15 protein-coding genes are annotated in these 19,084 nt (G+C 70.9%); 12 read left to right on the forward strand and 3 right to left on the reverse strand.

Features of this window, described 5'->3' with window-relative positions; translation table 11 throughout:
- Positions 1-12: 12 nt before the first annotated feature.
- The 12 genes from ACVW00_RS00470 (at position 13) to ACVW00_RS00525 (ending at position 15,311) form a co-directional block, all read left to right on the forward strand.
- A complete protein-coding gene (locus ACVW00_RS00470; protein ID WP_457108939.1) occupies positions 13-1,149 on the forward strand; it encodes an acyl-CoA dehydrogenase family protein in 1,137 nt (378 codons plus the stop codon).
- A complete protein-coding gene (locus ACVW00_RS00475) occupies positions 1,142-2,059 on the forward strand; it encodes an SDR family NAD(P)-dependent oxidoreductase (RefSeq protein WP_457108940.1) in 918 nt (305 codons plus the stop codon). The genes ACVW00_RS00470 and ACVW00_RS00475 overlap by 8 nt, the downstream gene beginning before the upstream one ends.
- The gene (locus tag ACVW00_RS00480; RefSeq protein ID WP_457108941.1) at positions 2,056-3,831 is read left to right on the forward strand and encodes an AMP-dependent synthetase/ligase; all 1,776 of its coding nucleotides are present in this window, start codon (positions 2,056-2,058) and stop codon (positions 3,829-3,831) included. The genes ACVW00_RS00475 and ACVW00_RS00480 overlap by 4 nt, the downstream gene beginning before the upstream one ends.
- A complete protein-coding gene (locus tag ACVW00_RS00485) occupies positions 3,828-4,688 on the forward strand; it encodes an enoyl-CoA hydratase-related protein (RefSeq protein WP_457108942.1) in 861 nt (286 codons plus the stop codon). Before ACVW00_RS00480 ends, ACVW00_RS00485 begins: the two co-directional genes overlap by 4 nt.
- A 1-nt stretch (position 4,689) precedes the next feature.
- Entirely contained in the window at positions 4,690-5,862 is a 1,173-nt protein-coding gene (locus ACVW00_RS00490) for a thiolase family protein (protein ID WP_457108943.1), read from the forward strand.
- Positions 5,863-5,895: 33 nt separating this feature from the next.
- On the forward strand, positions 5,896-6,927 hold the full coding sequence (locus ACVW00_RS00495; protein ID WP_457108944.1) for an LLM class F420-dependent oxidoreductase: 1,032 nt from the start codon (positions 5,896-5,898) through the stop codon (positions 6,925-6,927).
- A gap of 181 nt (positions 6,928-7,108) precedes the next feature.
- Positions 7,109-8,053, forward strand: coding sequence for an alpha/beta hydrolase (locus ACVW00_RS00500; RefSeq protein WP_457108945.1), 945 nt, complete (start codon positions 7,109-7,111; stop codon positions 8,051-8,053).
- A complete protein-coding gene (locus tag ACVW00_RS00505) occupies positions 8,050-9,705 on the forward strand; it encodes a flavin-containing monooxygenase (RefSeq protein WP_457108946.1) in 1,656 nt (551 codons plus the stop codon). Before ACVW00_RS00500 ends, ACVW00_RS00505 begins: the two co-directional genes overlap by 4 nt.
- On the forward strand, positions 9,702-10,859 hold the full coding sequence (locus ACVW00_RS00510; RefSeq protein WP_457108947.1) for a zinc-binding dehydrogenase: 1,158 nt from the start codon (positions 9,702-9,704) through the stop codon (positions 10,857-10,859). The genes ACVW00_RS00505 and ACVW00_RS00510 overlap by 4 nt, the downstream gene beginning before the upstream one ends.
- Positions 10,856-12,292, forward strand: a complete 1,437-nt coding sequence (locus tag ACVW00_RS00515) for an aldehyde dehydrogenase family protein (RefSeq protein WP_457108948.1) — start codon at positions 10,856-10,858, stop codon at positions 12,290-12,292. The genes ACVW00_RS00510 and ACVW00_RS00515 overlap by 4 nt, the downstream gene beginning before the upstream one ends.
- A gap of 58 nt (positions 12,293-12,350) precedes the next feature.
- Positions 12,351-13,589: a cytochrome P450 gene (locus ACVW00_RS00520; RefSeq protein ID WP_457108949.1), complete on the forward strand. Its 1,239-nt coding sequence runs from the start codon at positions 12,351-12,353 to the stop codon at positions 13,587-13,589.
- 48 nt (positions 13,590-13,637) lie between these two features.
- On the forward strand, positions 13,638-15,311 hold the full coding sequence (locus ACVW00_RS00525; protein WP_457108950.1) for an FAD-dependent oxidoreductase: 1,674 nt from the start codon (positions 13,638-13,640) through the stop codon (positions 15,309-15,311).
- A gap of 12 nt (positions 15,312-15,323) precedes the next feature.
- Here ACVW00_RS00525 and ACVW00_RS00530 read toward each other — a convergent pair whose 3' ends face one another.
- The 3 genes from ACVW00_RS00530 to ACVW00_RS00540 all read right to left on the reverse strand — a co-directional run bounded on the left by ACVW00_RS00530 (position 15,324) and on the right by ACVW00_RS00540 (position 18,969).
- The gene (locus tag ACVW00_RS00530; RefSeq protein ID WP_457108951.1) at positions 15,324-16,409 is read right to left on the reverse strand and encodes a helix-turn-helix domain-containing protein; all 1,086 of its coding nucleotides are present in this window, start codon (positions 16,407-16,409) and stop codon (positions 15,324-15,326) included.
- Between the two features lie 77 nt (positions 16,410-16,486).
- Positions 16,487-17,527, reverse strand: a complete 1,041-nt coding sequence (locus tag ACVW00_RS00535; RefSeq protein ID WP_457108952.1) for an alcohol dehydrogenase catalytic domain-containing protein — start codon at positions 17,525-17,527, stop codon at positions 16,487-16,489.
- Complete coding sequence (locus ACVW00_RS00540) at positions 17,524-18,969, reverse strand: MFS transporter (protein WP_457108953.1); 1,446 nt, start codon at positions 18,967-18,969, stop codon at positions 17,524-17,526. The genes ACVW00_RS00535 and ACVW00_RS00540 overlap by 4 nt, the downstream gene beginning before the upstream one ends.
- Positions 18,970-19,084: the final 115 nt, after the last annotated feature.

Below are 19,084 nucleotides of genomic sequence, written 5' to 3' on the forward strand. Positions count from 1 at the left end.
AAGGAGCTGAACATGGACTTCGACCTCACTGCCGAAGCCATCGCGCTGCGCGACCTGTCGGCCGAGATCCTCGGCGACCACTCGGGCGCCGCTCGCTGGTCCGCGCTGTCGGACCAGGGGGTGTGGTTCGACGCCGACGCCTACCGCACGCTGGCGCGCGCGGGCGTGCTCGGAGCCGCTCTGCCCGAGTCCGTCGGCGGAGCGGGCCTGGGCTTCCTGGAGCTGCACCAGGTGCTCGAGCAGGTGGGCGCGACGAACGCGCAGGTCCCCCTGTGGGAGTCACTCGTGCTCGGGGCGGACCCGATCGTGCGCCACGGCTCGCTCGACCAGCAGCAGCGGCACCTTCCAGGGGTCGTCTCCGGTGATGCCGTGCTGACGGCCGCACTCATCGAGCCGGGTGGACACGACCGCCTGAGTCCTCGGAGCCGCGCCACGCAGGCCGGCGGCTGGACCGTCACCGGCCTCAAGACGCAGGTGCCGATGGGACTCCAGGCCGACTGTGTGCTGGTCTCGGCATCCGTCCCGGACGGCCGGACCGGCCTGTTCATCGTCGATCCGGGCGCGCCCGGAGTGACCTGGCAGGAACAGCTCTCCGTGTCCGGGCGGCCGGTCGCGCAGCTGACCCTCGTGGACGCTCCCGTCGAGCCCGTCGGTCACCTGGGCGCCGGCGTCCTGGAGGACGCGATGCTCCGGGCCGAGACGGGGCTGGCAGCGTTGCAGGCGGGGGTCTGCGCGAAGGCGCTCCGGATGACCGCCGACTACACCTCGGGGCGCACGCAGTTCGGTCAGCCGCTGGCGGCCTTCCAGGCGGTCCGGCAGCGTCTCGCCGACGCGTACATCGACGTGGAGGCGGTCCGCCTCACCTCGCTGCAGGCCGCCTGGATGCTGGCGAGCGGTGAACCGGGTGCGGCCAGGGCCGTCGCGATCGCGAAGTACTGGGCGGGCGAGGCGGGCCATCGGGTGCTGCACTCGGCGCACCACCTGCACGGCGGGATGGGCATCGACCTCGACTACGACCTGCACCGCTACTACCGGTTCGGCAAGTACATCGAGCTGACGCTGGGCACCGCGCGCGACCAGCTGCGGACGCTGGGGCGCTCCCTGGCCGACGGGGTCGCCGCCGACCGTGAGGCGGCCGACCATGGCTGATCCGCAGACCCTGCGAGGGCGCACCGCGATCGTGACCGGTGCCGGCCGGGGGCTGGGCCGCTCGCACGCGCTGTTGCTCGCCCGTGAGGGCGCCCGCGTCGTCGTCAACGACGTGGGTGGCTCGGCCGACGGCAGCGGGGCCGACGTGCTTCCGGCTCAGTCGGTCGTCGACGAGATCACGGCTGCGGGTGGTGTGGCGGTCGCCAACCACGACGACATCTCCACGTTCGACGGCGCCGGACGGCTCGTCGCGCAGGCCCTGGACGAGTTCGGCGACCTCCACGTGCTGGTCAACAATGCCGGCATCCTGCGGGACAACTTCTTCCACCGGATGACCGAGGGCGACTGGGACTCCGTGGTCGCGGTGCACCTCAAGGGTCACTTCGGTGTCCTGCGCCACGCGGTCGCGCACTGGCACGGCGAGTCCAAGGCGGGCCGCCAGGTCGCGGCCTCGGTGATCAACACGACCTCGGCGTCGGGCACGTACGTCGTGCTGCCGGGGCAGACCAACTACGGCGCGGCGAAGTCCGCCATCGCGTCGATGTCGATCATCGCGGCCGCCGAGCTCAGCCGGATCGGCGTACGCGTCAACGCGATCGCTCCGGGGGCGCGCACGCGGATGACCGAGGCGACACCGGGTGCGATCGGTGAGCGCATGCGTGCAGTGGTCGCCGACGGTGAGCTCGACGAGTACAGCCCCGACAACGTCTCGCCGCTCGTGGCGCACCTCGCCGCCGAGGGTTGCACGGTCACCGGGCGGGTCCTCGCGGTCCGTGGCGGCGAGATCAGGGAAGTGCTGCCCTGGTCCCTGGCCGAGGACCGGAGGCTCACCAGTGACGCCAACTGGGACGTCGGCACCGTGGCCGCTCGCCTCGACGAGGCGCTGTCCGGGGTCGAGAAGACCTCATGAGGCAGCCGGAGCTCATCGTCGACCACATGCCGCCGACCGTGTGGGCGGCCTTCCAGGACACCGTCCGCAGGCGCCCCGAAGAGGTGGCGGTCCGCAGGCACGACGGCGCCCTCACCTGGACCTGGACCGAGCTGGACGCACGCGCCGTCGCGTACGCCGCTGCCTTCCACCGCCTGGGACTGCGTCGTGGCCAGACCGCCGCCCTGCTGATGGGCAACCGGCCCGAGTTCTACGCGATCGACCTGGCGCTCGTGCGGCTCGGCGTCATCTCGGTCGCGCTGTACTTCACGTCGTCACCCGAGCAGCAACAGCACGTGCTCGACGACTCGGGCGCGTCGATGCTCATCGCCGAGCCCGGCCTGATGAGCACGCTCGAAGGGGTGCGGCTCCCGGCGCACCGGTTCCAGCTGGACGGCGAGCCGGTCAGCGGCTGGTCCGCCCTCGCCGAGCTGGGCGGGCTTCCCGGCGACGCGGACGACCTGGCCGACGTACCGACCCCCGAACCGGAGGACGTCCTCGCGCTGATCTACACCAGCGGGACCACAGGCCCGTCCAAGGGCGTGATGCTCACCCACCGCAACGTGCTGAGCACCGCCGAGGCGACGCTCGACGCGCAGCGCGTGCCCGAGGGCAGCACCGTGGTCTCCTGGCTCCCGTTCGCCCACGTCGGCGGACGGTGCAGCGGCTACGTCACAGCGGTCGTCCAGGGTTGGGAGATCGTCACCGTCGACAACCCACGCCTGATCGCGGAGGCGGTCGCAGACATCCGGCCCGACTTCTTCAGCGGACCGCCCCGCGTCTTCGAGAAGCTGCGCAGCTCCTTCGAGAGCTGGCTGCTGGACCTCGACGAGGCGCACCGCGACCGCGTCCTGGCCGAGCTGGCGCTCAGTGAGCAGCGCGTCGACCTCGAGCAGGACCGCCGGGAGGTTCCGCCGGATCTCGTGGCGCGCACGGACGTCGCCCGGCGCGAGCTGTTCGGGCCCTGGAAGGAGTCGGTGGGTCTGGACCGGCTCCGCGTCGCCGTCGTCGCGACCGCGCCCAATCCCGGCCCGCTGATGCGCTTCTTCCACGCGATCGGCATCCCGATGGGCGAGGCCTACGGCCTGAGCGAGAGCTCTGCTGCCGGTACGGCGTGCCGTCCCGACCGGATCCGGTTCGGCACCGTCGGCACGGCATCGCGCGGGATGGAGCTCAGGCTCGCCGACGACGGCGAGATCCTCCTGCGCGGGCCCGGGATCATGAAGGGCTACCTCAACCTCCCGGAGGCAACGGCTGCGGCGATCGACGCGGAGGGATGGCTGGCCACCGGGGACCTCGGAGCGATCGACGAGGACGGCTACCTGAGCGTGGTCGGGCGCAAGAAGGAGATCATCGTCAACGCGTCGGGCAAGAACATCTCGCCGGTGACCGTCGAGTCGGCGATCGTGTCGGCGAGTCCCCTCATCAGCCAGGCGTGCTCGGTCGGCGACGCGCGCCCGTACCTCGTCGCGCTGATCGTCCTCGACCGTGAGTACGTCGTGCAGTGGGCGCACGGTGCGGGACTCGGCCACCTCTCGCCCGGCGAGCTCGCGACCGAGCCGCGGCTCCTCGAGCGCATCACCGAGGCGGTCGACGCGGCGAATGCCCGCCTCAGCCGGCCCGAGCAGATCAAGAAGTTCCACGTCGTCGCCGACGAGTGGCTGCCCGGACGCGAGCTGACCCCGACCTCGAAGATGAGGCGCACCGAGATCGGGAAGCGCTACGAGTCGGCGATCACCGGGATGTACTCGTGAGCGGCGACCGGTACGACGCCGTGACGCTCGACGTCCACGACCAGGTCGCGGTGGTGACGCTGAACCGTCCCGAGCGGCTCAACGCGGTCGACGACGCCATCCGGTCGGCGTTCCCGCTCCGGATGGCCGAGGCGGCCGACCGCGACGACGTCCGGGCGATCGTGGTGACCGGTGCGGGTCGCGGGTTCTGCGCGGGAGCCGACGTCTCCGTCCTCGGCAACATCGGTGCCGGCGAGAAGCGCAGCATGCCGGGACGCACGTACCTGGTTGCCCGGACCATCCCGAAGCCGGTGATCGCCGCCGTCAACGGTGTCTGCGCGGGCCTCGGCCTGGTCTTCGCACTCTCGGCCGACATCCGCTTCGCGGCCCCCTCGACGCGGTTCGACACCGGCTTCGCCCGGCGTGGTCTGGTCGCTGAGCAGGCGATCGGGTGGTTGCTGGCCCGCACCGTCGGGCCGTCCAAGGCGCTCGACCTGCTCTACACCGGCCGGACGTTCACCGGGGCCGAGGCGCACGACCTGGGTCTCGTCGACCACCTCCATCCCGAGGACGCCGTCCTCGACGAGGCGGTGGCCTACGCCCGGCGCCTCGCCTCGTGCAGCTCCCCGGTCTCCATGGCCGCCATGAAGTGGCAGGTCCAGCGCGCGCTGGAGACCGGCCTGTGGGAGGGCCTCGACGAGGCCGAGGCGCTGACCGCGGCCTCGCTCGCCGGCCGCGACTTCGTCGAGCACGGCGCGACCCTCGCTCGCGACGCCTGCGCCGACTTCCCACCCCTGGCGGCGGGACGCCTGGGCGACGACCTCCCCCTCGGCCTCATCCCCCCGGCCGGCCCGGCCTCGAACCGATCGGAACCATGACATGTCAGCACTGCACGGCCGGGAGGCCGTCATCGTCGCCGCGACCCGCACGCCGATCGGCAAGGCCAACCTGGAGAAGGGCGTCTACCGCGACGAGCACCCCGTCGCCCTGCTCGGCGGCGTCTACACCTCCCTCCTCGCGCGGGCGGGTGTGGAGCCCTCGACGGTCGACGACGTGATCGCCGGTTGCGGCCAGCCGTACGGCGTGCAGTCGTCGAACGTCGCCCGCAACGCATGGCTCCATGCGGGACTGCCGGTCACGACACCGGCCAGCACCGTCGACCGTGCCTGCGGCTCCTCGCAGCAGGCGACGAACATCGCCGCCATGGCGGTCACCTCGGGGTCCGGCGACCTCGTCGTCGGGTCGGGGGTCGAGCACATGGGGCGGGTCCCGTTCGCGGCGGGCATCGAGATCAAGGAGCAGTGGGGCTCGCCGTACACGCCGCAGCTCCGTGACCATCACGACCTGGTCGGCCAGGGTGAGGCCGCCGAGCGGATCATCGACAAGTACGGCATCACCCGTGAGGAGATGGACGAGCTCTCCGAGCGCTCCCACCGTCTCGCGGCGCAGGCGACCGCCGAGGGCCGGTTCGACCGGGAGATCAGCCCGGTCGAGACCACGCACGGCACCGTCACCGCCGACCAGGGCATCCGGCCGGAGACCACGATCGACGGCCTGGCGGCGTTGAAGCCGGCCTTCCGCGTCGACGGACGCATCACGGCCGGCAGCTCGTCGCAGGTCTCCGACGGGGCGGCGGCGGTGCTCGTCGCCGAGCGCCGGTACGCCGACCAGCTCGGGCTGCCCGCCCGCGCCCGCGTGCTGGACGCCTTCACCGTCGGCTGCGACCCGGTGCTGATGCTCGAAGGTCCCATCCCCGCCACCCGGCGCGTGCTGGAGCGGAACCGGATGTCGATCAACGACATCGACCTGTTCGAGGTCAACGAGGCCTTCGCGCCGATCGTGCTGGCCTGGGAGAGGGAGCTCAAGCCCGAGCGGGATCGCGTCAACGTCAACGGCGGCGCCATCGCCCTCGGACACCCCCTCGGTGCGAGCGGGGCCCGGCTGATCACGACGCTGCTGCACGAGCTCGAGCGCAGTGATCGCGAGATCGGCCTGGTGACGATGTGCTGCGGTGGCGGGTTCGGCACCGCCACGCTCATTCAGCGTCTCTGACCGACCGACACGACGCCCGACCAGAGGAACCTCATGAAGATCTCCACGTCCCTCGCGTATGCCGGGGACCCACGTGCGGCCGCCGACTCGGTGCGAGAGCTCGAGCAGGCAGGTCTGGACACCGTCTGGGTGGCCGAGGCGTACGGCTTCGACTCACCGAGCCTCATGGGCTACCTCGCGGCTCGCACCGAGCGCGTCGAGATCGGGTCCTCGATCATCAACATCTACTCGCGGACACCGACGGCCATCGGCCAGACGGCGGCGGGTCTGGACAACGTCAGCGGCGGCCGGACGATCCTCGGACTCGGTGCGTCCGGGCCGCAGGTCGTCGAGGGCTGGCACGGCCTGGCCTACGACAAGCCCGTTGCGCGCATGCGCGAGGTGGTGGACATCGTCCGTCGCGTGCTCCGGCGCGACGTCATCGAGCACGCGGGTGCCGTCTCGATCCCTCTTCCCGCGGGACAGGGCACCGGCCTGGGCAAGCCGTTGAAGCTCCTCAACCACCCCGAACGTGCCGACGTACCGGTGTACGTCGCAGCGCTGGGCATCCGCAGCGTCGCGTCGATGGCCTCGTACGCCGACGGCTGGATCCCGACGATGTTCGTGCCCGAACGTGCACGCGAGGTCTGGGGTGACGCACTGGACGAGGGCCTGGCGAAGCGGCCGGCCGGCCTGGGTCCGCTCGAGATCGTCGCGGGTGGCGTCGTGGCGATCGGCGAGGACGTCAAGGGCGCGCTCGATGCGGTCCGCCCCCAGTTCGCGCTGTACATCGGCGGGATGGGGGCGCGCGGGAAGAACTTCTACAACACCGTGGTGTGCCAGCTGGGCTGGGAGGAGGAGGCGCGCGAGATCCAGGAGCTGTACCTCGCCGGTCGCAAGGACGAGGCGGCGGCCATGGTCCCGATGGAGCTCCTCGAGGCCACCAACCTCGTCGGGCCCGAGGGTCACGTGCGTGAGCGGATCGCGGCGTACCGCGAGGCCGGCGTCACCAATCTCGTCGTCAGGCCGGCCGCCGATCCCGTGGGCACGATGGCGACGATGCGGCGGCTCGTCGACGGCTGCTGAGGGCGGGATCCGCGCCGGTTCCAAATGGCTCGCGGAGAGCGCTCGATCATGGACAGTTGCCCGATGCTTCGGCGGCGCGGCGACGCCGAGACTGTGAGGACCACACAGTGACGCCGGTCACGTCGAGGCCCCGGCGCACTGATCGAGCCAACCGCCACGATGTCGGCGAAGAAGGAATCCCATGGTCCTGGAAGCCGCGTCCGCAGCGTTCTTGCGCGCTGCCGAGGCTGAGGGTCGGCCGCCGATCCACCAGTCGACCCCGGTCGAGGTGCGCGCGGCCTCCGATCCCTCGGCGTTCGGAATCGGACCGAGCATGCACCGGGTGATCGACACCGTCGCCGAGGCGGGCGACGGCGCTGTTCAGGTGCCGGTACGCCTGCTCATTCCTTCCGCGTCGCCGCGCGCGACGGTCGTGTACTTCCACGGCGGCGGCTGGGTGCTGGGCGATGTCGAGAGCTACGACACGTTGGGGCGCAAGCTCGCCGCGGCTGCGGATGCGACCGTGGTGATGGTCGGCTACCGGTTGGCGCCCGAGCACCCCTTCCCCGCAGGCCTGGACGACGCATGGACCGCGCTGCGGTGGACCGCGGCGCAGTGCGGCCGGACCGAGGGGCTCGCCGGCCCCATCATCGTGGCCGGCGACAGTGCCGGCGGGAACCTGGCCCTGGGCATCGCCCGGCGCGCTCGTGAGGCGGGCCCTGGCCTCGCCGCGGCCCTCCTGGTGTACCCGGTCGCCGACGTGGACACGACGCGACCGTCCTACGTGCACCCCGACAACCAGCTGCTGGTGTCGAAGGCGACCATGACGTGGTTCCTCGAGCACTACCTGCAGGGGGCGGACGGAAGCCAGGCCGACGTGAGCCCGCTGAACGACGCCGACCTGTCCGGCCTCCCGCCGACGGCCGTCGCCCTCGCCGAGCACGACCCGCTGCTCGACGAAGGGCAGGAGCTCGTGCTGCGGCTGCGTGCCTCCGGAGTTCCGGTGGCCGTCCGGCTCTTCGAGGGCCAGATGCACGGCTTCTTCCAGCTCACCAACCTCCTCGCCGCCAGCGACACCGCGGTGGGCTGGCTCGTGGAGTTCCTCGACGGCCGGATTGCACCCGCGCGCCAGGAGCTCCGGCCATGACCGCTCGCCACGCCGACCACGACGTCGTCGTCATCGGCGCCGGGTTCGCCGGCGTCTACCTCGTGCACAAGCTGCGGGACGGCCTCGGCCTGCGCGTGCGTGGCTTCGAGCGCGGCGCCGACGTGGGGGGCACCTGGTACTGGAACCGGTACCCCGGCGCTCGCTGTGACTTCGAGTCCGAGTTCTACTCCTACTCCTTCGACGACGACATCCAGCAGGAATGGGACTGGACGGAGAAGTACGCCGGCCAACCCGAGATCCTCGCCTACATCCAGCACGTGGCGCAGCGGCTCGACGTCCACCGGACCATCACCTTCGACACGGCTGTCACCAGTGCCGTGTTCGACGAGGTTCGCGACGTCTGGCACGTGACGACCGACCGCGGTGAGACCGTCACTGCGACCTTCCTGATCGCGGCGACCGGCATCCTCTCGGTGCCCTCGAAGCCGCGGTTCGAGGGCATGGAGGACTACGCCGGTCCGATCCACCACACCGGCGACTGGCCCCACGAGGGAGTGGACTTCACCGACCAGGACGTCGCCGTGATCGGCACCGGTTCCTCCGGCATCCAGGCGATCCCGGTCATCGCGGAGCAGGCGGCACACCTGACCGTGTTCCAGCGAACCGCGACCTTCAGCGTGCCCGCCTCCAACCGGTCGCTCCAGGAGCAGGAGCGCCGTGCCACGAAGCGCAACTACGCCGCACTCCGCAAGGCAGCCGCGGACACGCGCGGCGGCATCCTCCTCGAGCTCGCCGTCGGTGACTTCGAGACCGCCGACCCGGTGGTCGTCCGGGCGGAGCTCGAGCGCCGGTGGCGCGCGAGCGGCGTCAGCGTGGCGGCGACACTGAGCGACACGCTCTCCTCGCTGGAGGCCAACGAGTTCGTCGCCGAGTTCGTCCGCGACAAGATCAGGGCGGCCGTGGAGGATCCCGAGACCGCTGCGCTCCTCGAGCCGAGGGACTACCCGATCGGCACCAAGCGGCTGGCCCTGGACACCGGCTACTACGAGACCTACAACCGTCCCAACGTGAGCCTGGTCAGCGTCCGGGAGACGCCGATCCGGAGGTTCACCGAGCGCGGCCTGCTGGTCGGCGATCGTGAGTACGCGTTCGACTCGATCGTCCTGGCGACCGGGTTCGACGCGGTCACCGGCGCACTGGAGCGCATCGAGATCACCGGCACCGGTGGCCGCACCCTGCGGGAAGCATGGGCCGAGGGTCCGACGTCGTACCTGGGCCTCATGGTGCACGGGTTCCCCAACCTCTTCACCGTGACCGGTCCGGGAAGTCCCGCGGTCCTCACCAACGTCGTCGCCTCGATCGAGCACCACGTCGGGTGGATCGCCGACCACATCGACACCTTGCGCGCGGCCGGCATCACGCGCGTGGAGGCCGACGCCGAGGCGCAGGCCGACTGGGTGGCGCACGTGGCGGACCTGGCGGGCCGGACCCTCTTCGGCCGCGCGGCCTCCTGGTACATGGGAGCCAACATCCCCGGAAAGCCCCGCGTGTTCATGGCCTACCTCGGCGGGTTCCGCGCCTATCGCGAGCGCTGCGACCTCGTCGCCGAGGCCGGCTACGAGGGATTCATCCACGGGACGGCGCTGCGCGAAGCGGTCGTCGCCCCGACATCGGAGAGGACGACCGTATGACCGGCACGATCCAGGAGCGCCGTCACGACGGAGCGGTCGAGGAGACGGTGAGAGCGGCCGTCATCGACGAGCGTGGTGCCGAGAGGTTCAGGAGCGCGGAAGTGCGTTTGTCCGCCCTCCAGCCGGGCGAGGTCCTCGTCGACGTCAAGGCCGCAGGCCTGTGCCACAGCGACTGGAACTTCGTCACCCAGAACTGGGGGAACCCGTTCCCCGCGCTCCTGGGACACGAGCTCGCCGGAGTCGTCGAGGCCGTCGGCGAGGGCGTCACCGAGGTCGAGGTCGGTGACCACGTCGTGGCCTGCGGAGTGACGTCGTGCGGCGAGTGCCAGAACTGCATCGACGGCGGACGCGTCTGGTGCTTGCGGACCGAGCGGTCGCGACGCTCCCCGGACGCACCGCCGCGGCTCTCGACCGCCGAGGGCGAGCCGCTCTGGACGATGATGAACCTGGGAGCCTTCGCGCAGAAGACCATCGTCCACCAGCTGAACCTCGTCGCGATCGATCGGGCGGTGCCCTTCGACCGGGCCTGCGTGCTCGGGTGCGCCGTGGCGACCGGCGCCGGCGCCGTCATCCGCACCGCTCAGGTCAAGCCCGGTGAGAGCGTGGTCGTCATCGGCGCCGGCGGCGTCGGCCTCAACGCGATCCAGGCGGCGGCTCTCGTCGGCGCACGCAAGGTCATCGCCGTGGACGTCCAGGACGACAAGCTGGCCCTGGCGAAGCGGTTCGGGGCGACCCACGTCGTCAACGGTGCCGCCGTCGACGCGGTCGCCGCTGTGCGCGAGCTCACCGGTGGCCTCGGCGTCGAGCACGCCTTCGAGATGACGGGTCTGGAGAAGCCGCTGCAGGACGGCTACGACATGCTCCGCCGCAACGGGACGGTCTACATCGTCGGCATGCAGGCACTCGGCTCCACGTTCAGCGTCCCCAGTGCCGAGTTCTTCCGCGGGACCAGCGTCCGAGCAGTCACGATGGGCTCCGCCAACTTCAAGGTCGACATCCCCTTGTACGCCGAGCTCTACCTCCAGGGGCGATTCAACCTCGACGACCTCGTCGGCCGGCGTCTGACCCTCGACCAGATCGACGAGGGCTACGCCGAGATGCTCGGTGGCGGTGGTGTCGCGCGCAGCGTCATCACCTTCGAGGAGCGGTCATGACCGACCTCCACGTGCGTGAGCAGCTCTACATCGGCGGCGAGTGGGTCGACCCGTCCGGGACCGGCGTGATCGACGTCGTGGACCCGGCCACCGAGGAGGTCTTCGGACGCGTACCGGCCGGCACGGCCGATGACGTCGACAGGGCCGCGCGGGCGGCGTCCGCAGCGCTTCCGGGATGGTCGGCCACGCCGCCTGCGCAGCGAGCCGGCTTCTGCACGGCGATCGCCGAGGTCCTCCGCGCCCGTGTGGACGAGCTGGCCGAGCTGATCACCCACGAGATGGGGATGCCCCTCGCCGCGTCGCGCATGATCCAGATCGGCATCCCGGTGCACACCTTCACCTCGATGGGCGAGGTCGTCGCCGGCTTCGAGTTCGAGCAGACCCTGGGCACGTCGCTGGTGCTGCACGAGCCGGTCGGAGTGATCGGCGCGATCACGCCCTGGAACTTCCCGCTGCACCAGATCGCCGCGAAGGTGGCGCCGGCGATCGCTGCCGGCAACACCGTCGTGCTGAAGCCGAGCGAGCTCACGCCGCTCAGCGCGTTCGCGCTGGCCGAGATCATCCACGAGCTGGGCCTCCCGGCCGGGGTCGTCAACATCGTGACCGGTGACGGCAAGGTCGCCGGCGAGGCGATCGCGAGCCATCCCTTGATCGACATGGTGTCGTTCACCGGATCCACCGGCGCCGGGCGGCGCGTCAGCGAGCTCGCCGCGGCGACCGTCAAGGCGACCACGCTGGAGCTCGGTGGAAAGTCCGCCCACGTCATCCTCGACGACGTCGTCGGCGACGAGCTGGGCGACGCAGTGCGGGCCGGAGTCTCCGGCTGCTTCGTCAACAGCGGTCAGACGTGCTCGGCACTGACCCGGCTCCTCGTCCCGCGCGATCGGCTGGCCGAGGTCGAGGCCATCGCCGTCGAGGCGGTCGCTGCGTTCACGCTCGGCGATCCGCTCGACGCCGCCACCCGGCTGGGCCCGCTCGTCAGCAGCACCCAGCGTGAGCGCGTCCGTGCGCACATCTCCCAGGGCCTGGCCGAGGGAGCACGCCTCCTCACCGGTGGCCCGGAGGCACCGGAAGGGCTCGCGCGCGGCTACTACGTGCGACCCACCGTGTTCTCCGACGTCGAGTCCTCGATGAGGATCGCCCAGGAGGAGATCTTCGGCCCGGTCCTGTGCATCCTCCCGTACGACGACGAGCCGGACGCCCTCCGGATCGCGAACGACAGCGACTACGGGCTCGCCGGCGGCGTCTGGTCGGCGGACGCCGAGCGGGCACAGCGCTTCGCGCGCGGGATCCGGACCGGCCAGGTCCGGATCAACCGGGCTGCGCCGGACCTCCAGGCGCCCTTCGGCGGGTTCAAGCAGTCGGGCCACGGACGCGAGTTCGGCCGGATCGGGCTCGAGGAGTTCCTCACCACCAAGGCTCTGGTGCTCTAGGGCACAGCCACGCACATCCCTGTTAACCGTTAACATCGATATCTCCCAAGGAGCCGTGATGACCGAGATCCAGACCAACCCACCGAACGCGCAGGGCAAGGACGTCGGCGGCTGTCCGGTCTTCCACAACGACTACCGCCTGGAGCGTCCGGTGCTCGAGACCTGGCGGCTGCTCAACGAGGATCGCGAGGCGTCGCGATTCGCCTGGAACGACTCCACGACCGAGGGCTACTGGGTCCTCAACCGCTTCGAGGACGTCAAGGAGGCCCTCGAGCGCAATGCGGACTTCAGCAGCGAGCAGGTCAGTGCCCTGCTCCGCAGCCCGACACAGTTCCTGTTCCCGAACCAGCTCAACCCACCGGAGCACGGCGACATGCGGAAGACCCTCAACCCGTTCTTCTCGCCGCAGGCGGTCAAGCGCATCGCCGACCTGGCCCGTGAACGGGCGATCGCCCTGATCGAGGAAGTCAAGCCGGCGGGCAGGATCGACATGACCCAGGGCTTCGCGATGCTCTACCCGACCGAGCTGTTCCTCACCCTCCTGGGGCTCCCCGTCGAGGACGGACCCATGTTCGTGCCCTGGGTCGAGGAGCTGTTCGTCGGCTTCTTCAGCGACACTCACGAGGCGCAGGCGACGATGAACGCCGCCGCCGAGAAGATCGGCGGCTACTTCGCGGTGGCCATCGCCGAACGCGAGCAGAACCCCGGGGACCCGGCGACGGACCTGGTCACCAGGTTGCTGAGCTCGGAGTTCCGCGGTGAGCCGATGACCCAGGAGATGATCCTGATGGTCTGCATCACGTTGATGGCCGCAGGGCTCGACACGACCCGCAGCGTGCTGGGCTTCGCGTTCCACCACCTCGCCAACCACCCCGAGGACCGCCGGCAGCTGGTCGAGCAGCCCGAGCTGTGGCCCCGTGCCGTCGAGGAGCTGATCCGGCTCTACTCCCTGGTCTTCCAGGACGGACGCGAGGTGATTCAGGACATCGACTTCCACGGGGTCAAGATGAAGAAGGGCGACCTGATCTGGATCGGGCTCGCCGCGGCCAACCGCGACCCCCGCAAGTTCGAGAACCCTGACGAGTTCGACATGTTCCGCGCGGACCTCAACCACCATGTGGGGTTCGGCGCAGGCATCCACCGCTGCCTGGGCATGCACCTGGCCCGGGCCGAGCTCGTCATCGCGCTCGAGGAGTGGCACGCCCGCATCCCCGACTACCGGATCGCCGAGGGAGCGGACCTGCGGGAGCGCGGCGGCCAGCTGCGACTGCAGTCGCTGCCTCTCGAGTGGTCCTGACCACCTGAGCCCCGGGGACGGCCCGGATCCACCGCACGAGGAGAGCACATGACCTACGTGATCACGCAGAGCTGCTGCAACGACGCAGCCTGCGTGCCGGCCTGCCCTGTCAACTGCATCCACCCGACACCCGACGAGCCGGACTACGCGACCGCGGAGATGCTGTACATCGACCCCGACAGCTGCATCGACTGTGCCGCCTGCCTGGATGCGTGCCCGGTCAACGCGATCTCGGCCGACTACGACCTCCCCGACGAGCTCGTGCGGTTCACGGAGCTCAACGCGGCGTACTTCCGGGATCCGGCGCACCAGGGTTACCCGACCAGTCCGGTCAAGTCGGCCGCCCGGGTGTGGGAGGGCGACCAGGCCGAGCCGTTCCGGGTGGCGATCGTCGGTTCCGGGCCGGCCGCGTGCTACGCGGCGGAGGAGCTGTTGACGCAGCGAGGGCTCACGATCGAGGTCGACATGTTCGAGCGGTTGATGACCCCCTGGGGGCTCGTGCGTTTCGGCGTGGCCCCCGACCACGCGACGACCAAGCAGGCCTCCGACGCCTTCGCCCGGACCATGCAGCGGAAGAACTTCCGGCTCTTCGTCGGCGTCGAGATCGGCACGGACGTGAGCCACGAGGACCTGGCTCGTCGCTATCACGCCGTGATCTACGCAGTCGGCGCCATGGCCGACCGCCCCCTGGGGATCCCCGGTGAGGACCTGCCCGGCAGCCACTCGGCCACCGAGCTCGTCGCCTGGTACAACGGGCATCCGGACTTCGCCGACCGCTCCTTCGACTTCTCCGGTGAGCGCGCCGTCGTGATCGGCAACGGCAACGTCGCCCTCGATGTCGCGCGCATCCTGCTCACCGACGTCGAGGCGCTGCGCCGTACGGACATCGCCGACCATGCCCTCGAGGCCCTCTCGGCCAGCAACGTGCGCGAGGTCCTCGTGGTCGGACGCCGAGGTCCGGCCCAGGCTGCGTTCACGACACCTGAGCTGTGGGGCCTGGCCGACGCCGGCCACGGTCTGCAGGTGTCGGCCGAGGAGGTCGAGCTCGACCCGGTGACCCGCGCAGCGATGCCCGACGAGCACGCGATGGCCATGGTCAAGGCGGCAGAGATCGCCTCGCTGCCGACGGAGGCGTCGACCGGGCGCACCGTCGTGCTCCGCTTCCTGCGGTCGCCCGTCGAGATCGTGGGCGACGGCGCCGTCAGCGGGGTCCGACTGGTGCGCAACGAGCTGGTGGCGAACAGCGCCGGCGGCGTGGCCGCGGTCGCGTCGGACGATGTCGAGCTGGTCGAGTGCGGGCTGGTCTTCCGGTCGGTCGGCTACCGAGGTCGGCCGGTCCAGGGCGTGCCCTTCGACGACCAGCTCGGCACGCTGCCGAACGTCGACGGACGGGTCGTCGATCCACAGACCGGGCAGCCGGTGGTGGGCGTCTACACGGCCGGGTGGATCAAGCGCGGGCCGTCGGGCGTCATCGGCACCAACAAGAAGGACGCCCTCGACACGGTCGCCCGGCTGCTGGACGACTGGGCGGAGGGGACCCTGCGCGCGGAGAGCGCGGAGGACGTCGCCGAGCTGCTGCCGGACAACCCGGGCCTCGCCGGCTGGAAGGCGATCGACCACCACGAACGAGCCGCCGGACGTGAGCAGCGCCGGCCACGCATCAAGGTCGTCGACCACGAGGTGCTGCGCGACCTGGCCGCGGGGGCGCTGTCCACGACCTGACGGCCCTGGGCCTCAGTCGGTGAGCTCCTGGTCGCGCCAGAGCCTGAAGAGGCACAGCGAGATGAACAGCTGGGCACGGCGGTACGGCTCGGTCAGGGAGTAGCCGAGATCGGCCGACGCCTTCTGGACCCAGTAGTTCAAGGTGTTGTGGTGGATGAACAGCCCGGCCGCTGCCTTCCGCAAGGAGTCGTTGGTCGCGTACGCCTCGAGGATCTCCAGGATGTGCTCGCCGTACTTCTCCGTCATCTCCTGCAGGATCGCGATGTCGGGGATCGTCTCGATCTGGTCACGGCGAAGACGGCTGAGTGCCGCCAGACCGGACAGGCGAGCGCCGTTGGTCCAGACGCCCGCCGTGGCCGGGTACGGCCCCGCGTCGGCCGGTGAGGGAAGCGTGAAGCGGTAGGCATCGAACGCATTGGCGTAGGACACGTCGGCCGAGACCACCTTGCGCACCAGCCCGTACGCCGCCCGGACGCCGGTCGGGATGCCGGGCAGGTCGAGCGAGTCGGAGTCACCTGCGACCAGCAGCACGGTGAGTCCGGACTCCGAGGTCGCGCGCGTCACCACGCGCTCGACGGAGACGAGCGAGTCGACGAGGCGCTTGATCCCTTCGTCCGGCCCGGTGCACACGACGACCCGGACCAGCGACTCCACCGAGAGGCCGAGGCGACTGGCCGCGTCGGCACGCTGCTCGCCGGAGGAACCGCGGTCGATCAGGACGTCCAGCGGGTTCATGACGGCGACGGGGGCGGGCGTCCGGTGCTGGGCGACTGCGACGGCCACACCGAGCCGAGTGAGGAAGAGGTCGGCGACAGCAGGCGCAAGACCGCAGGCCCACACCAGGCCGCCGCCCGGGAGAGGACGGGTCGAGCGGTCGGAGGTCGCGCCGTCGTGCGCGCCACCTGCTGGGTGTGCCTCCGCGACCGTCTCCCCGTCGGGCGACTCGACGCCGACCGAGCAGTCTGCGAACGCCGATGCCCGCTCGACCAGCCGGGCGAGTCCGGTGCCGCTCACGAGCTCGCCGTCGAAGAACTGCACCACCTCGGCGTCCGTGAGGACGGCCGTGGACGACCGAGCAGGGACGGCAGAAGTGCTCACGTCGTCCTCCTCATGCCCGCGCTGCCGCGCTGAGGCCCCATCACATCGTACGACTCGCCGGCGAGTCCCGACGCGCTTCATTCCGCGACCGGCCTCACCACGGCACGACCGAGGACACGCCCGTTGCGGAGGTCCTCGTAGGCCGCGGGCACGTCCTCGAACGCGTACTCGGTGACGGTCGGGGACACGACGCCGTGGCGGCCGGCATCCAGGACGTGCTCGAGCTGGCCGCGGGAACCCCAGTACGGCGTGTGGATCGTGGTGCCGAAGGGGACCGACCCGAGTCCCACCGGCAGCAGGCCACCTCCGAGGCCGACGATCGCGAGCTGTCCGTCCTGGGCGAGGAACGACGACCCGAGCTCGACAGTCGCCTGGTTGCCGACCAGGTCGAGCACCACGGACGCACCTGCACCGTCCGGGGTGATGTCGCGCAAAGCATCGAGCTCCGAGGCGTCGGCGAGGACGGTCTCGACCCCCAGCTCGCCGAGCAGTGCCCGTCCGGTGGCCGACCGCTCCAGGGCGAGGATGTCGACGTCGCCCCGCGCCCGGAGCCACTGGACGGCAAGGTGCCCGAGCCCTCCGCCCGCCCCGATCACGAGCACGGAAGCCCCCGGATGGAGGCGGGGCGAGATGAGCTCGATGGCGCTGTAGGTCGTGAGGCCGGCATCGGTCAGCGGTGCGGCCGCCTGCGGCGCCAGGCCGCGGAGCGGTACGAGGTCGGCGGCGTCCGGCGCGAGCAGTCGCTCGGCCAGAGCACCGTCGTGCCCGATCCCGATCGAGAAGATGCCGCGCGTTCGCGCGTGGACGCAGTACTGCTGGGTGCCGGAACGGCAGGCGCGGCAGTCGCCGCAGCCGCGAGGCCCGTAGACGGCGACCTGGGTGCCGACCAGCGCGGGATCCACGTCCGCCCCGACCTCGACCACCCGCCCGGCGGCTTCGTGGCCGAACACGGTCGGCAGCGGGTACGCCAGACCGGTCCGGCCGCGCGCCATCAGCGAGAGGTCGGAGTGGCACAGGCCGGCCGCGAGGACGTCCAGCACGGCCTGGCCGGGACCAGGGTGCGGGTCGGGACGTTCCTCCAGGTCGAGGCGGTCGCCGTCCCACACCCAGGCCTTCATCGGTTCGTCCCGACGACGCCGGCGATCGAGCGCTCCGTGGTGGGGGCCGTGGTGTGCCGGGAGACGACCGCTGCGGTGGCGGCCGAGGCGACGCCTGCGACCACCCAGAGGGAGACTCCGACGAGGGCCACTTGCGTGAAGGTCTCACCGGTCGGGCGTCCGTCACCGGCGAACAGGTCGACCAGCGCCGGCATCAGTGCGCTCCCGGCCGCGAAGCCGAGGAACCGGAGGACCATGTTGAACGCTACTGCGCTTCCGGTCTCCGCGAGGGGCAGCCCGCGCAGCAGCAGAGCAGGCATCACCGCGAAGGTCGCTCCGCCACCCAGGCCGGCAAACGCCATCCCGAGCATGAGCTGCCAGACGTTCGCGTGGAACACCGCGACGAACACCGCCGAGGCGCCGTAGATCGCGCAGCCGACCGGGAGCACGAGGTCCCGTCGCATGTGCCGCCCGAGCACCGCCGCAAGGCGACTGCCCGCGAGGCTGAGGAGCGAGTACGGCAACAGCAGCAAGCCCGCTGTCACGACCCCTCGCCCGAGACCGAAGCCGTCGGCGCTCGACGCCTGGGTCCCGAGCATGATCAGCGACAGCATGAGGTAGACGGCCACGCCGGCCACGAGCGCCGTCAGGTTCGCGCCGACGGCGACCGGGCCCCATGCCAGCCGCAGGTCGACGAGTGGGTGCTCGACGCGCAACGACCGGCGGATCCACAACGCCAGGACGGCGGCCGACAGGGCGGCGAGGAGGAGCGTGCGTGGTGAGATCCAGCCCCACGGCTCGCCCCGGTTGAGCGCTAGAAGGAGTCCGGCCGTGCTCGCCGCGAGCAGTGCGGCTCCCCAGACATCGACCGACACCCGCTGCGGGCTGCGCGATCGCGGGAGTGCGAGCGCGGCGATCAGGGCCGTCCCGCAGCACAGGACGAAGCCGAGCCAGAACGCGGCAGCGACGCCGCCCTGCCTGGCCACGACAGCTGTCACCGGGTAGCCCAGCCCGGAGCCGGCGACGGTGGTGACCGACAACAACCCGACCGTCGACGCCACGCGCCCGGCCGGCACACCGTGACGCGCAATCGAGATCGCCAGCGGGATCAGGGCGATGCCGACACCTTGAAGGGCCCTCCCGATCAACAAGCAGGTGAACCCCAGCGGGAGTGCGCACAGCAGGAGCCCTGTCGCAACGACGGCCAGGCCGGCCAGCACGGCAGACCTCGGTCGGTTGCCGCCGACACGACCCATCAGTGGCGTTGTGACGGCTCCGACGAGCATGGTGAGTGTCAGGCTCCACTGCGCGGCCGCAACCGGGACGTCTGCGTCCCGGGCAATGGCGGGGATCAGGGGCGCTCCGAGGCTGCTCACGACGGAGGTGACGGTGGTCAGGAGGATCAGAGCCGGCAGGAACCCCGCAGCCGGACGGCGCGTCGCGGCGACCTCTATTCCGAACATTCCTTACCTATCTCTTATAATGAATCTAAGGTATTCTGGCTAGGCTTCGAAGTCAAAGGGCAGGTCGAAGGCGTGCGCACCACCGCCACGCCTCGAATCGGCCCACGGTGAGAGG

Source organism: Marmoricola sp. URHA0025 HA25, assembly GCF_054059435.1.

Coding starts and splice junctions, on each gene's coding strand:
- ACVW00_RS00470 (WP_457108939.1), top strand. CDS start 13: ATGGACTTCGACCTCACTGCCGAAGCCATCGCGCTGCGCGACCTGTCG.
- ACVW00_RS00475 (WP_457108940.1), top strand. CDS start 1,142: ATGGCTGATCCGCAGACCCTGCGAGGGCGCACCGCGATCGTGACCGGT.
- ACVW00_RS00480 (WP_457108941.1), top strand. CDS start 2,056: ATGAGGCAGCCGGAGCTCATCGTCGACCACATGCCGCCGACCGTGTGG.
- ACVW00_RS00490 (WP_457108943.1), top strand. CDS start 4,690: ATGTCAGCACTGCACGGCCGGGAGGCCGTCATCGTCGCCGCGACCCGC.
- ACVW00_RS00495 (WP_457108944.1), top strand. CDS start 5,896: ATGAAGATCTCCACGTCCCTCGCGTATGCCGGGGACCCACGTGCGGCC.
- ACVW00_RS00500 (WP_457108945.1), top strand. CDS start 7,109: ATGGTCCTGGAAGCCGCGTCCGCAGCGTTCTTGCGCGCTGCCGAGGCT.
- ACVW00_RS00505 (WP_457108946.1), top strand. CDS start 8,050: ATGACCGCTCGCCACGCCGACCACGACGTCGTCGTCATCGGCGCCGGG.
- ACVW00_RS00510 (WP_457108947.1), top strand. CDS start 9,702: ATGACCGGCACGATCCAGGAGCGCCGTCACGACGGAGCGGTCGAGGAG.
- ACVW00_RS00515 (WP_457108948.1), top strand. CDS start 10,856: ATGACCGACCTCCACGTGCGTGAGCAGCTCTACATCGGCGGCGAGTGG.
- ACVW00_RS00520 (WP_457108949.1), top strand. CDS start 12,351: ATGACCGAGATCCAGACCAACCCACCGAACGCGCAGGGCAAGGACGTC.
- ACVW00_RS00525 (WP_457108950.1), top strand. CDS start 13,638: ATGACCTACGTGATCACGCAGAGCTGCTGCAACGACGCAGCCTGCGTG.
- ACVW00_RS00535 (WP_457108952.1), bottom strand. CDS start 17,527: ATGAAGGCCTGGGTGTGGGACGGCGACCGCCTCGACCTGGAGGAACGT.
- ACVW00_RS00540 (WP_457108953.1), bottom strand. CDS start 18,969: ATGTTCGGAATAGAGGTCGCCGCGACGCGCCGTCCGGCTGCGGGGTTC.